The organism is Duncaniella freteri (assembly GCF_004766125.1).
GTDB classification, from domain to species: domain Bacteria; phylum Bacteroidota; class Bacteroidia; order Bacteroidales; family Muribaculaceae; genus Duncaniella; species Duncaniella freteri.
Genome location: NZ_SJSA01000002.1, coordinates 461,307 through 474,262, shown reverse-complemented (window position 1 = coordinate 474,262; position 12,956 = coordinate 461,307). Strand labels below are relative to the sequence as shown.

The window sequence follows — 12,956 nt, the reverse complement described above, 5'->3', positions numbered from 1 at the left end:
TGGTTTGACTTATTATGCTATATCTTTCAGCTCTTCATCAAGAGCAATCCAGAGTTTATTTACATCCTCTTCGCTGAACTCAGACTCTTCATCTATATCTTCATCGTAGTGGGTAGCGGTAATTTCAGTAACCTCGCCCCATGCTCTTCTAAGATCGCAGCTCGGTGGAGTCCAATAATCGCCGGGGTCATTATCCCACTCTCCACAGCACTCATAGGTTACTTCGATGAGCCAACCATCTTCCTCATAGCAGAGGTAGTTAGTGGTTGAGTCATCACATCTTCCCCATCCATCTTCATCTTGCTCATAGTAAGACTCTCCGATTTCGTGGTCATTGTTGCGAATGAGTTCCACGAGGGTAGGAATAAGAGCGTTGAGGTCAGCGATTGTTTTCATTGTTATCTTGGTTTTATTGGTTTGACTTTTAGTTTGTTATACTGTAAAGTTAACCATAAAAAGCGGATGTTGCAATCAGAATGAACACCATTTTATCACCTTAACATTTACTGACATTTTTCCTCTCCGATGATGAAATCAGCAAGGGTTGAGGCTCTATTTGCAAGCACTCCGATGTTCATATCAACAATGGGATCCGGCTCTAACTTGAACCCCCATGTGTCCTCAAACTCATAGCACATCGCAACGATGAGCTTCAGCATATCATCCTGCTTGCGACTGACAGGCGCTTTGACCTTATCGGCAATCACTTTATCCATTTTGCGGTCATACTCTTCGGCATAATCAATCAGTTTATGGATAATCGCAACGAGGGTGGCACCATCGCGGTCTCTATCTTTCGGAATCTGCCGGTTGACAACATTCCCGATGCTGCACCACATCTTGAAGCGGTCAACACTGACATATTCAAAGTACCGCTCAACATAGTTGGTGTACGCCTGAAATGCGTTGCCGTAGGACTTGGCAAGGCGGGCTGTATGCTCTTCTACACACAGTTTGATAAGGCGATTGTGTTTCTTAAACTCACTGATACGCTTATCCCGGCAATGATTCACAAACTGAGAGGCATAATCAAGGGCGAGGGCCACAAGCATCTGGGGGATGAAATTCATCTTTACTGCAAGCGACACTCCGAACATCTCGTTAGCCTCTGCGGTGCTGATTGCTTTGGGAGGTTTGGGATTCCTGGGCGGAATTTTGATGCCGTAATCTAATGCCGGGCGGATGGGCACCGCGTCCGGCGCAATGCCCATCTTTGCCAACATCTCTTTGTCTAAGGGTGGTAGATTCATGTTGATTAAAATTAAAGCGGCTCAGACTTCTGATCCGAACCGCTGAAAAGATTGCTTGATTGAGATGGCACAAGGTCATCGAACAGACCAGGCACCCGAGGCTGTAATGCCTCATATTCTTCACGAAAAAACTCTTCTTTCGTTCTGCCGTATTTCTTACCCTTTCGGGTGTGAACATCGAATGTATAAGGAGGTATGGGGATAGGATAATGTCTGACATCATCAAGCCACCGCTCTACATCCACATCGTTGCGGTCATAGACAAGGTTCTGGAGGTGGTCGGCATCCCTGCTTTTGCGACACTCACAAAGCAGGAGCACCGCTTTGCTTACGAAGATTCTGCCTTTCGGCTCGGTCTTATTCTTGTTGACTAACTCGTGCCCCTGCCAAAGAGCCTCTATCTCTTTCGTGATGAGTCCGTAGCAGTCCTCGGCACTGATGGTAAACAGGCGTTTCCATACATAGTCCCGATAGTTGCTGTGCCAGAGTTCCAGGGCGAAGAATCCGGCAACTCGGGCATCAGCCCGCCGGATTGCTTTCTGCATGGCAGAGCTCACCTCAAAGAAGTCATAGCCATTTATAGTTCTTATTATCATAACTCGCTATTATTTGGTTGTTTACTACTGTAAATTTAGCCAAAAATGACGATATGAGCAATCAGATTGAACACCATTTTTAGCGGATAATCAGCAGGTTAGAATTTGAACTTGCAGGAGATGTTATACTCCACGAGCTGCTTTGTCTTGTCTTTGCCGTTGTTGGTTGCGCCTTTGATATTGATGCTGTCCCCAAAGTGCTTTTTGATGAACAGTATCGAGCGGCGTTCCTCTTCCTGATTGCGGAACGCTGCCAGCCCTCCGGCATTTACAAACGTGCCCTTCTGGGCGAAGTTGTAGCGGAGGTCGGTAAGAATCCGGCGTTCTTTGAACTTCATGTAACATGAAATCCAAAAGTCTTCTTTGAGCCGGATTTCTTCATTCCACCAGACATTCTTGTTATACCTCACGCCATAGGCGCAACCGGTGATCATCTTCGAGAGGGAGTAATACCCCCATTCGTTATACATCACCGGCGAAATGGCTGAGGTGAACCCGAACAAATGAACATCGAGCAGACACGCCAACTCATACAAGGATTCTATGATATGGGTTATCTGGTCCGGATCGCGTATAACCCCGGTCTCGCCCTTCTCGCAAAAGAGGGTTTTGACAACGTGAACATCATCGTCGAGCATCATTAAATCGCCAAAGTGCCGGGCCATCCAATTGCGTTTGGGAATAAGCCCTATGACATCATCGGGATGAGTTACTATCTCACATTCGGGGTTGTATTGGCGGTAGAGGTCTGCCTGACTTTCAGCAACACAGATGATGGGGTTGTTAACGAGTTTCTTTGCGAAAACACGATCGTGCCGCTTGTGTGAGGGGATTACGATTTTGAGATTGCTCATTTCCTTTCGCCCTCCAATGCGACACGAACATCTTTAACGTCGATAACATTGCTCTTGCTCACTTTGCCGGTCTTATAGGAGCGCATACGCTGCATACCAAGACGCTCACGGAGCCAGTTGCTATCAACCTCGTTACCTGACTGAATGATGAACAACTCGTGCTTCTCATCGTATTTGGGGACCAGGGGATATATTGCGGTTTCATCAGTGATCGAATCAAACCGCTCTTTGAACTCATCGGTTTTCTTTTCCGGGGAAAATTCAACTCCCCAATCCTGCAACTCTGATTTGTCCCACTCGTTGATCATCACATCAACATCATTCTCGCCGAAACTCACATTGTCCTTTGTGGCATATTCGCGCAACTTCTTCACATCGGTTTCAGGGTTGAGAATCTTGCAGGGAAGCTCTTTGTAGCCGAGTTCCTTGCAGGCACGCAAACGCAGATTGCCACAAACGACTATGTACCGCCCCTCCGGATATGGATAGACGATTAGTTCACGGAGTTCAAGCATCTCGGGAGATTCCTCAATGCTCTTTTTCATCGCCTCATAGCGATAGTCCCGAAAGAACCGGGGATTCTTCGGGAGTCCTTGGAGTTGCCCCTTGTTGAAATCCAAGAGGCCGATTGCTAAAATTGTATTTTCGGTCATTGCTATTATACATCATCAATTTACATCATCAGAATAGCCATTAACGAAACCTACTCATTTTGCCGGGCGTGTCGCTCTATGGTGTCCTTGAGCAACTGTTCGATGTTCTTGCACCCAATGCGCTGAAGATAGGTCAGAGTGGAAATCATAACCTCGGCCGCCGCCTCTTCCTTTTCGCTCCAGGGACCGGGATTGTCGCTTTGAAAACTTGACGCATCAAGTAACTCACGCCAATTCCGCGATATGTCATAAAGCAATGGTCGAGCCGATGAGTTGGAGGTTATTTTACCACTGGCGATTGCTATCTCTTCGCATCGGATAGCACTTTTGTTCAGCGTTATTGCCATTGGTAAAGAATTGGGTTAAGTGAATGACTGGTGTTATCTCTTTCGCGATTGCCGGGAGGCGGTCTTATTATTGTCATCATAACAGATGAGGTTAGTTGCGTTTGCGTTTGCGTTTGTGTTTGAGGTAGCGGTAAGCGAACACCGCTACATAGAGAATCGTGATTGCCACTATCAGAGCGGCTACAATCCAGAGTGGCGATGTTACCCACCACCATGACCAGGAGATTACTCCGGCAAGGCGCAGGGTAAGGAACACCACGAAAACAATGACCGGCAGGCTCAAGCCCGTTGCGGTCTGGGCATCTTCTCGTTTCATATTACTTTTTATCTTGGAGTTCAAAAGGTAGAGGCTCTTCTTCATCCTCCGCCTGATCATCGAGGAAGTCAAAGAGTGATGGGGTCTCTTTCTTTGTGGAAGCTTGGGCGCAATATTGAGCACCATCAAGGAAGTACACCGGCGAGAGTTCTATGCCCCAGCCCTTACGACCTTTGAGCAGCGCGCAATAGGGAACCGTCATAAGTCCCCCGAATGGGTCAAGAACAATATCACCGGGATTGCTCATCTGGTCAATGACACGGTTCACGATGTCAAATTGCAGAGGGCAAAGATGCTGTTCTTTACCTTTTACCGACTGAATGGTGTTGAGTGTCCTCATTCTTGCGATGTCAGACCATACGTTGTCGGTCCAACTGCCGGGCTGCAAGAGCATGAATCCCGTAGGGAGTTTGCCGTGCAACTCCAACTCCTCGGCCACTCTTACAACATAGTCGTAATCCCATACCTCATTAAGAGAATACTTTTTGAAGAAGCGGTAGATAGATTTGTGGTCCATCTTTGCTATCTCTTCGGGGGTCATCAGCCTATCACCTGAAGAGCGTGTGTAGCCGTGTGCATCCATCTGCCAGCGGGCGCGGCTGTAACCATCGGGATTATCCCAACTTCTGGTCTGCTCATTCCACCACTTTTTGTCTTTGACAACAGGAATGTCGGCATAGGCATTTGTGCGATCGGTGGCAGGCTTTCGGAAGATGAGAAGATACTCCGGCATACCTACTCCCATTTTGGTGCCGTCTTTGCATTGTTCAGTCCAGCCGAGGCGGTAGGTCTGATTGTTTTCCCGGACCACATCCGTTACGATGGTCTTCATCCCCATGTAGGCAAAGCCGTGCTTGGTGTAGTGGCGTATGCAATCGCAGTGGAACGGATACACCGTCTGACAACCCATTCCGCTCAATCCCATCGGCACGATGCGGTCTTTGACATGGATGATAGCCATCCTGCCGGGCTGGAGCACTCGGAAGAGGTTTGGCGTGAGGAAATCCATCTGCTTGAAAAACTCCTCGTTGCTTTCAGAGTGGCCGAAGTCGGCGTAATTGGGAGAGTATTCGTATTGGGTTGCAAACGGAATAGAGGTTACAATAAGCCCCACTGAATTGTCCGGGTAGCGGTCGGTGTCCTGCAACTCAAGAACATTGTCATTGTTGGCTATGCGGTAGCCATCGCCGGAGACCTCGACACGTTCAACGCCCATTTTACGGGCGAGGTGTGCAGACATCTCTTTGTGAGATAGCCCGTATTTCTTAATAATTTCAGTCATGTTATTAATGAGTTTGTTGTGGTTCTGCCACTTTGTTTCAAGAGCCTTTCGCACTCCTCGCTCTGCCTCGGTATAGATGAGGTCAACCCGGACTTTCTTTGTCTGAAGGAATCGTTGCAGGCGGTGAATGGACTGTATAAAATCATTGAACTTGTAGCCGATACCGAGATATATTGCCCAGGAACAATAGCGTTGAAAGTTACAGCCGGAACCGGCGATAACAGGTTTAGCCGCCAACTCCTGAACTCGGCCATAAGAGAAATCAAGGATGTTTTTCTCTCTCTTCTCATAATCTTGTGAGCCATAGATGGATTTTATAGAGGGTATGGCTTTCTCTATGGCGTGGCGTTCTGCCTCAAGGTCGTGCCAAATGATGCGGTGGGCGTCGGGATCCTCGGCTCTCAACTCCATCATCTTGTCAATACGGGCCGGGAGGCTCTCTCGTTTTTCTTTTGCCGACTGTTGCAGTCCCATAGCCTCGGTAGCGAATAATACAGGATTGCCGTATTTGTCAACACTCGGCTTAGAATAGTCCGTCGGTATCTCGTGCCATCGCAGGTCGAGGTCAGGGAGAATGTAACCCTCATCGTCTGCCGTGTCGCCGGTGATGTCCGACGGTTTGCTGACAAACAAAGCCCACGAGGATATCCATAACCAGAACTCCTCTTCCTTGTGTGGGTGGAGTGTGAGATTGTCAGCGTGCGTTGAATCCCTCTTAAAGAACCTTGTTTTGGCTTGCGACACATCCATGATGCCCAAAAAGTCGGCATAAGCCAACAACTCGATATAGTCGTTTGGTGATGGGGTGGCAGTGGCGACATAGCGGAATTTGATACGCTCTGCCTGCCGGCGCACTTGCATGGGACCACCGTCGCCGGTGAACAGCCTCATAAATTCCCGGAATGTTTTTGAACCGCCGAGACCACGGAGGACGGAGGCCTCATCAAGACTTGCGACAACAAACAATTCTGGATCCAACTTGCCGTCTCGGATACTTTCGTAGTTTGTGAGGTAGATACCATCGCCATCCATCTCTTCGGCACGTCTGATGAACTTTGGGGGGCGCTCCCAGCCGAGTATGTTTTTGGAGTCCTCTACGAACTCCTGACGGACTGAGAGAGGACAGACTATCAAGCCGCTCCCTTTGCCGACTTTAGAGAGGGTAAGTCTTACCGCCTCCAACTGTGTAACAGTCTTATGTAATCCGAAAGATGCGAAACAGGCACGTTTGCCACCCTCAACGAGCCATTTTACCATCAGTTTGTTGTGAGGTTTCAACTTGGGGTTGATTTCCTCTATCTTGACAGTAAAGCCGAACTCCTCGGATATTTTTATCTTGGATTTAAGAAACTCTTGATATTCCATAGTAAAGCAAGCGGCACCACCCGTTTGATTGAGTAGTGCCGCGTTTGAGTTGATGATGTGATTTAAGGGAGATTCTTATTTCCCTTTGTTACTCTTCTTTTTCGGATCTTCAAGTTGCTCGCAGATTGCAACCTTATGTCCGGCTCTTATGAGTTTGGGAAGATAGGTGTCGAGAGCATGATGAGGGAAACCGGCAAGTTTGTTGCCTTTTGCGGTGGTAAGCGTCAGTTTGAGAGTCTTAGCTGCTTTCTCGGCATCTTCATCAAAGCACTCATAGAAGTCATTGACACGGAAGAGAAGAATAGTACCGGGATGCTTGGCTTTCATCTCCTTGAATTGCTTTTGTATGTTCTTCCCTTTGGGGATAGCGATTGTCTCTGCCTCAATCTTTGTCGAATCTACAACCGATTTGACAACCGATTCTTTAGGTTGAGGGAGCAACTTGCCGTCTATGCCATAACCAAGACCTTTCAGTTTCTCAGCATTTTTGGCGAGGTCTTTATCAAGTTTAACTCGATATTTGTCAATCATCTCTTTCCACTCTTTGGGCATCCATTCCTTCAGCACTTCTCCGGCGCAATACTGATAGAACCCATTGTGGGTTATATCAGCACTGGCAATTATCGTGCGGATAAACTCTCTTATCCACATTGACCAGTCTGCTCGATTCTGCTTGATTACGTCGATGAAAGAACGCTCAGACACCTTGCCCAAACCTTTATGCCCGTACCTTTTCAGCATATCAGATCCGCAGAGGGAGAATATTATACACTGAAATGCGAACATCTCTGCATCGCTCAACTCTCCTTTGCGCTTTGCCTCTGCGAGATTGCCGGCCATTGCTCGGGATTCGGCTGTGATTTTCTCGACAGCGATTTCCTTTATTCGGTTGCGCTGCTGTATGAGTTTCATCGCTTCTGCTGATTGAGTGGAGGTTGCCGGAGTTTTATCTTTGCCCTCATTTGCCTCAAGCATCTTGCCTTTTCCCTTGAAGTACCGCCACTGTGTCCCAAAGCTCACATTGTCGTATGTGAAGATTTTAAGACACTGATAGACATATCCCATCTCGATGTTACGGTCAAGTCTCTTGTCAGTGTAATGGCATTTGCCTTCAAATATCTCGTTAGCCTTGATTACCTCAAAGCCTGCCGCTCTAATCTTTTCATAGATGGCTTTCTTGAGTTCTTTCGTGGCTGGGCTGCACCATTCCTCATCATCTATTATGACAACGCTCCCGGTCTCAAGCGGTGAACCTTTCTTGATTACCGGGTGGTCAAAGCGATTTAACATATCTATGATGAACGCAGAGTGCTTGGCATAGAATTTATCCCGGTTGGTGCATTTCCCGGCATCTTCCGTCTTCATATCCCAAAATAAGCACCCATGATTGGCGGTGTTGAGTTGACACTCCGAACACTTACAACCACACCCTCCCTCATAATCTTCATCGGCTTGGTCATCGGTCTGATACCAGGGAGCCCCGTCGATAGACATAAAGAGAGATTTAGTGAAACTATCGGCGGTCTGTTTAGTGAATCCGCTGGAGTTGTTGGAGTAGGATGAATGATAACGACGCTGATGCTCATCATCGAGCTTGGCAATTATCATCGCCGCCGATATGCTCATTTTGTCATCTCTGACAGCAAGCATGAGTTCCGGGATGAGATTGTTGAGTTTGACGCGATCCTGAACAAATCTGATAGACTTGCCAAATCGAGCCGCTATTTCTTCAGCGGTCTTGCCTTTTTGGATAAGTTGACCAAAAGCAAAAGCCTCTTCAATGGGGTCAACATCTTTGCGCTGAAGATTTTCGGTTATCATCGCGTCAAATGCCTCTTCATCGTTCATTTCTCGCACAATAGCAGAGATTTCAGAGAAGCGGTCATATGTCTCTCCCTTAGGAGCCACACAATCCATTTCCCGCCACTTGTCAGATAGTTTGCAAAAGGCGCGGAAGCGGCGCTCTCCGCAGATGATTTCATACTCGGGGTGGAAGTCGGCGTTGCCATCTACAACGGCAAACTGTTTTTTGTCTGCAATGGGTCTGACGGTGATAGGCTGGAGTAACCCCTGCTTCTCGATGTTGTCCGCCAACTCTTGCAACTCATCCTCGTCAAATGTTTTGCGAGGGTTCATCGGTGATGGAGACACCAATGAGAGTGGAATTTTTCTAATTTCCATAATTGGTTTTATTGGTTTGACTTTTAGTTTGTTATACTGTAAAGTTAGCCATTATTTACGAGATGAAAAAATATATTGGCCACCATTTTTACACCATTTTTCGCGGATAATGCCAAAGAACCCTCGTCGGGCACATTCTTCAAACATATCCATATCTTCCGGCTTGATTTCAGCCGGTGTCCAGCCGTTAAGCGTGGTATAATTGGGCAGATTAAAATGCTTGCGAATGGCGGCAATGGCTTCTTCATCGCGTGTGGTCCATCTAACTATCACTCGGACTGGTTCGGTATGAGTCATTTTCAAAAATGATTGAGGTTAGCATTTCTCGGAAGCGGTCAGTGATACGCTCTCCATATTTCCCTTTGAGTTGGTCAACATCAAGGTTGGTCGTGATTATGGTCATCCGTTGGGCGGCATAACGCTCACTGATGATGTCAATGATTGGAGTGTGCGGCATACCATAGACCATGACCTCTTTTGGCTCTTCTCCGAGGTCATCAATTATCATCATAGGCTCGGTGAACAATCTCCCATACTCATCATACTGCTCTTTGAATTTCTCACTTGCGGCACATAGCCGGCAAATGTTCTTTGCAGTATAGAGCGGCATCCTCTTGCGGTTGGAATACCCCAACTCACGCTCCGAGAGGTATCCTATTAGCCATGCGATAGCCCTTGCAAGGGTAGTCTTGCCGTTGCCACACAACCCGCACAACAACAGACCTGGTGTGCTATTCGGATTGATGAGCCATTTGGCAGCCGTGAAGATATGGGAGCGAGTGTCAGCATCTAAATTGAATGTACCGCCACGATACTGAACCTCTGCTTTCATGGCGGAATACAGCCCGTTGGCACAATCCTTTTCGGAAATTTCAAGGCTAAAACGTTCCCTTGAAACCCTTTCGGCTTGTAGCATTTGGCTCAGTGCCTCTACGTTCTGAAAGTTTATCTGCTTGCTTAGTTTCATTAGGGGTTATCCTTTCTTTTTGCCGTTTCTCATCATCAAGAATCCATGAGTTAGCCCTGCTGTCCCATCTTGTGATCCGGCGGTTGAATTTATCTCTCCAGTCAACGGCGTTGAAGTTGTCAAAGAACCGCCTGGCGGATTCTTCCCAATTCTCAAGACGCTTGTCTGCATCTTGGCTTAGGAAATATTGCAAGACATCATCAAGCGTCGGCGGTGTAGATGGTGGGTCTTTGGATGCTTTTGGCTTTCGCCTGCCGGCTTTCTTTTCCTCTTCTGCAAACAACGATATTTCCGGTTGGGGCTGTCCCACACTATCTCCGTTAGGAGATTTATTTGTTTTAGTTTTAGTTTTATTATATGCGGGCGTGTTAACGGGTGTGTTTGCGGTAGTGTTTACGGTAGCGTTAGCGGGCGTGTTAACGGTAGTTTTAACGGTATTTTTTACCTCCAAAAAATTCCCCCAAGGAAAAACCCAACAACCATCATCAGTCTTTTCCGGGAAACAATACATCGGTGCGCTCTCCCTCTTCTTGCCTTTCCTGAACTCGATTAAACCGCGCCCGCCGAGCTTGTCTCTGATAGCACGAAAGGTCTTTTCATTCATCGCCATCAGCGCGACTGCCCGTGAGTTGGAGAGGGGGAACGGATTTTGCCATCCTAACCTGTTGCATATATCCAGAAGTCTGAAATATACGCAAGCCTCCGAGGGAAGAAAATCCTTCATCTCAACCTCCTGCCAAAAGCGGTTAATCATTTCGATGTAGTTGATCATCGGTAAAGAGGATATTTATTAAGAGCTTCGTCGATATACTTTGTTGAATTGATTTGGAGATAGTCGCAAACAGCCTTGATAAATTCGATGAGTCCATGACACACTACATAGGTGCTACCATATTTCTCAACGAGAGCCTGCCACTCTATCTGGTGCGGTTTCTGGGTTCCGGCGCTGCTACCTTTCTTCTTTGGTACTTTCATCTCAAGGCAGAGGCTTGACTTGCCTCCTGACGGATAAAGCAGGATGAGGTCAGCAACGCCCTTGACTTGTCCCTCATATACCATTTGGGCACCGGCGCGGGCTCCACGCCATCCGCCGTTAGGCACTGCAAAAAGAAGATTGCCGACATGGGGGAATGTCTGCCGGAACCAATTCACACATATATGCTGTATCTTGGATTCCGAATAACCCTGCTCACTTTTTATTATCTCTTGTTCTGTCATCGTTAGGGTGGTCTGTGTGCTTGTCGCACTCGTTCATAAGCCATATTATAGTCTTGCATCTTTCCAGATTTGAGTCTTTGTCATCAAACGTAGCCACAGCTTCCCAGTCGGGACCGAACAGCTTACCATCAGCCGCCCAATGCAAAATATGGACTTTGCCGGAGCGGTTGAGGAGTTTGAATCTCTTTTTCATATTCGGTCTTGGAACAGGTTCATTGTGATGTTGAGCATATCCTCTTCGATTTGGGTAGTGGTTCCCGTAACCTCGTTGGCAATGTCTTTCTTTGTCTGAATGACATTATACATATAGCGGTCAATGGTCTTGTCACCGAGGAAGTAGTAACAGTTGACAGCGTTCTTTTGTCCGTTGCGATGGGCGCGATCCTCTGCCTGCTCACAATCCGAATAGGTCCAGGGGAACTCGATAAACCCAACTCGGCTTGCAGCCGTAAGTGTTAGACCCGTTCCGCCGGACTTGTAGTTGAGGATTATGAGTTTGCACTCGGGGTCGTTCTGGAAGCGGTCAACTGCGTTCTGCTTGGCTTTGATGTCATCAGAACCCGTAACGGTTACTGCATCGGGGAACTCTTTTTTCAGAGCCTCCACAACCTCCTTCAGATATGCAAACATGATGAGTTTTTCCCCTCCGTCTATGACATCATGGATAAACTCGGAAACTGCTTTGATTTTACCTCTCGCCGCAATCTGTTTAAGTATGCCCATCTTTACCATCACTTGACCTCTCATGGCGCGTGCCACTCGGTCATCACTCGCATTCTTGTACTGACGGAGATATTTGATAACATCATTCTCTGCATCGTCATACTCCTTGCGGTTGGTAATGTCGCAAGTGATGTACTGGCGCATCTTGTCGGGCAACTGAGTAAGCACTTTAGCTTTCTCTCTACGAAAGAAACAGCACATCCAAAGGCGATAATTCAACTCTCGCAGATTGGAGGATTGTTTGGGTCCATCGCAGTAGCGGCCGACAAACTGCTTATAGCCGCCGAAGTCATCAAGCCTGCCGAGGATTTTGAGCTGCTGGATAAGGTCGGTATTATTATTGACAACAGGCGTACCCGTTAGAGCGAACACCCACTTTTTACCTTTGCAGATTCCCTCAACATACTTTGATTGCTGTGTCTTGCTTGATTTGCATTTATGGCTTTCATCTATGATGATGGACTTGAACAGTTTGATGCGTTCATCGAAGACTATGGAACGTAGAGTCATTCGTGCGTGGTCTTTGACATCACTCACAAAGAACTTTTTTAGGCTCTCATAATTTGTGATGAACACCGGGGCATAGGGGTCTCCATCACCACGCCTCAACTCATAAAAACGATGCCAACTATCGCGGTTTTTGTCATCGAGAATAACAGCGTTGATGCCGGCAAACTTTTTGAACTCACGCTGCCAGTTGACTTTGAGAGCAGCGGGGCAGATTACGAGTACAGGAAATGAATCCCCATAGACAGCGGCTTCCTTGTGAGCCTTGACTACTGAGCATATCGCCTGAAGAGTTTTACCCAAGCCGGGCTGGTCGCCAAAAATGCAACGCTTATGATCCAAGGCGTAGCGCACTCCCTCCAACTGATACTCGTATGGATTGAGGAGCATATAATGTTCGCCGGTGAAATTCTTCATCGGTGGAATCTCATATACTACATCGTGGGATTCGCTACGCCTTGAAATGTTAGTACAAAAGTGTTTGGCAACTGCCCATTGAGCGAAAGCCTCTACATACCACCGAGCATCACGCCCGGGAGGATAGCAGATACTTTCCTTTTTCACAATCCATTCTTTCTCTTGAGCATCCCATCGCGGGCCACTCGGCACACGCTTGATGGTTGTTACAAGTTCCTTGTTATACTCAAAGGAGAGGCGGAAAGTGTTGGGCGTTTCGGTAATATATATTGGTTTCATT

14 protein-coding genes and 2 pseudogenes are annotated in these 12,956 nt (G+C 47.3%); all 16 read right to left on the bottom strand.

Going from position 1 to position 12,956, the window contains the following annotated elements; all coding sequences use genetic code 11:
* Positions 1–12 precede the first annotated feature (12 nt).
* A complete protein-coding gene (locus EZ315_RS12095; RefSeq protein ID WP_124076596.1) occupies positions 13–396 on the bottom strand; it encodes a hypothetical protein in 384 nt (127 codons plus the stop codon).
* 107 nt (positions 397–503) lie between these two features.
* The gene (locus tag EZ315_RS12090) at positions 504–1,250 is read right to left on the bottom strand and encodes a hypothetical protein (protein ID WP_135472306.1); all 747 of its coding nucleotides are present in this window, start codon (positions 1,248–1,250) and stop codon (positions 504–506) included.
* Positions 1,251–1,261: 11 nt separating this feature from the next.
* The gene (locus EZ315_RS12085; RefSeq protein ID WP_135472305.1) at positions 1,262–1,846 is read right to left on the bottom strand and encodes a hypothetical protein; all 585 of its coding nucleotides are present in this window, start codon (positions 1,844–1,846) and stop codon (positions 1,262–1,264) included.
* A 98-nt stretch (positions 1,847–1,944) separates the two neighbouring features.
* Positions 1,945–2,700, bottom strand: a complete 756-nt coding sequence (locus tag EZ315_RS12080) for a GREB1-related protein (protein WP_135472304.1) — start codon at positions 2,698–2,700, stop codon at positions 1,945–1,947.
* Entirely contained in the window at positions 2,697–3,353 is a 657-nt protein-coding gene (locus EZ315_RS12075) for a ParB/RepB/Spo0J family partition protein (RefSeq protein WP_135472303.1), read from the bottom strand. The genes EZ315_RS12080 and EZ315_RS12075 overlap by 4 nt, the downstream gene beginning before the upstream one ends.
* Positions 3,354–3,403: 50 nt before the next feature.
* Positions 3,404–3,700 carry a hypothetical protein gene (locus EZ315_RS12070; RefSeq protein WP_240740283.1) on the bottom strand — a complete coding sequence of 99 codons (297 nt, stop codon included), beginning with the start codon at positions 3,698–3,700 and terminating at the stop codon, positions 3,404–3,406.
* A gap of 91 nt (positions 3,701–3,791) precedes the next feature.
* Complete coding sequence (locus tag EZ315_RS12065; protein ID WP_135472302.1) at positions 3,792–4,016, bottom strand: hypothetical protein; 225 nt, start codon at positions 4,014–4,016, stop codon at positions 3,792–3,794.
* Between the two features lies 1 nt (position 4,017).
* Positions 4,018–6,663 (bottom strand): DNA methyltransferase, encoded by a 2,646-nt coding sequence (locus tag EZ315_RS12060; RefSeq protein ID WP_135472301.1) that lies wholly within the window; start codon positions 6,661–6,663, stop codon positions 4,018–4,020.
* Between the two features lie 78 nt (positions 6,664–6,741).
* Positions 6,742–7,035, bottom strand: a pseudogene (locus tag EZ315_RS16690) (MutS N-terminal domain-containing protein); the annotation flags it as partial.
* Positions 7,036–8,244: 1,209 nt separating this feature from the next.
* Positions 8,245–8,844 (bottom strand): annotated as a pseudogene (locus tag EZ315_RS17045) (ParB/RepB/Spo0J family partition protein); the annotation flags it as partial.
* Between the two features lie 51 nt (positions 8,845–8,895).
* Positions 8,896–9,141 carry a hypothetical protein gene (locus EZ315_RS12050; protein WP_175577980.1) on the bottom strand — a complete coding sequence of 82 codons (246 nt, stop codon included), beginning with the start codon at positions 9,139–9,141 and terminating at the stop codon, positions 8,896–8,898.
* On the bottom strand, positions 9,107–9,760 hold the full coding sequence (locus tag EZ315_RS12045) for a P-loop NTPase family protein (RefSeq protein ID WP_170957537.1): 654 nt from the start codon (positions 9,758–9,760) through the stop codon (positions 9,107–9,109). The genes EZ315_RS12050 and EZ315_RS12045 overlap by 35 nt, the downstream gene beginning before the upstream one ends.
* Entirely contained in the window at positions 9,723–10,565 is an 843-nt protein-coding gene (locus tag EZ315_RS12040; RefSeq protein WP_137070943.1) for a hypothetical protein, read from the bottom strand. The genes EZ315_RS12045 and EZ315_RS12040 overlap by 38 nt, the downstream gene beginning before the upstream one ends.
* 14 nt (positions 10,566–10,579) lie before the next feature.
* The gene (locus EZ315_RS12035; protein WP_135472297.1) at positions 10,580–11,029 is read right to left on the bottom strand and encodes a VRR-NUC domain-containing protein; all 450 of its coding nucleotides are present in this window, start codon (positions 11,027–11,029) and stop codon (positions 10,580–10,582) included.
* Positions 11,001–11,222, bottom strand: coding sequence for a hypothetical protein (locus EZ315_RS12030; protein WP_135472296.1), 222 nt, complete (start codon positions 11,220–11,222; stop codon positions 11,001–11,003). Before EZ315_RS12030 ends, EZ315_RS12035 begins: the two co-directional genes overlap by 29 nt.
* Positions 11,219–12,955, bottom strand: a complete 1,737-nt coding sequence (locus EZ315_RS12025; protein ID WP_135472295.1) for a DEAD/DEAH box helicase — start codon at positions 12,953–12,955, stop codon at positions 11,219–11,221. The genes EZ315_RS12030 and EZ315_RS12025 overlap by 4 nt, the downstream gene beginning before the upstream one ends.
* Between the last annotated feature and the right edge of the window lies 1 nt (position 12,956).

Bases quoted from the DNA above. Each gene is read 5' to 3' on its own strand.
- EZ315_RS12095 (WP_124076596.1), bottom strand. From the start codon at position 396: ATGAAAACAATCGCTGACCTCAACGCTCTTATTCCTACCCTCGTGGAA.
- EZ315_RS12090 (WP_135472306.1), bottom strand. From the start codon at position 1,250: ATGAATCTACCACCCTTAGACAAAGAGATGTTGGCAAAGATGGGCATT.
- EZ315_RS12085 (WP_135472305.1), bottom strand. From the start codon at position 1,846: ATGATAATAAGAACTATAAATGGCTATGACTTCTTTGAGGTGAGCTCT.
- EZ315_RS12080 (WP_135472304.1), bottom strand. From the start codon at position 2,700: ATGAGCAATCTCAAAATCGTAATCCCCTCACACAAGCGGCACGATCGT.
- EZ315_RS12075 (WP_135472303.1), bottom strand. From the start codon at position 3,353: ATGACCGAAAATACAATTTTAGCAATCGGCCTCTTGGATTTCAACAAG.
- EZ315_RS12070 (WP_240740283.1), bottom strand. From the start codon at position 3,700: ATGGCAATAACGCTGAACAAAAGTGCTATCCGATGCGAAGAGATAGCA.
- EZ315_RS12065 (WP_135472302.1), bottom strand. From the start codon at position 4,016: ATGAAACGAGAAGATGCCCAGACCGCAACGGGCTTGAGCCTGCCGGTC.
- EZ315_RS12060 (WP_135472301.1), bottom strand. From the start codon at position 6,663: ATGGAATATCAAGAGTTTCTTAAATCCAAGATAAAAATATCCGAGGAG.
- EZ315_RS12050 (WP_175577980.1), bottom strand. From the start codon at position 9,141: ATGACTCATACCGAACCAGTCCGAGTGATAGTTAGATGGACCACACGC.
- EZ315_RS12045 (WP_170957537.1), bottom strand. From the start codon at position 9,760: ATGCTACAAGCCGAAAGGGTTTCAAGGGAACGTTTTAGCCTTGAAATT.
- EZ315_RS12040 (WP_137070943.1), bottom strand. From the start codon at position 10,565: ATGATTAACCGCTTTTGGCAGGAGGTTGAGATGAAGGATTTTCTTCCC.
- EZ315_RS12035 (WP_135472297.1), bottom strand. From the start codon at position 11,029: ATGACAGAACAAGAGATAATAAAAAGTGAGCAGGGTTATTCGGAATCC.
- EZ315_RS12030 (WP_135472296.1), bottom strand. From the start codon at position 11,222: ATGAAAAAGAGATTCAAACTCCTCAACCGCTCCGGCAAAGTCCATATT.
- EZ315_RS12025 (WP_135472295.1), bottom strand. From the start codon at position 12,955: ATGAAACCAATATATATTACCGAAACGCCCAACACTTTCCGCCTCTCC.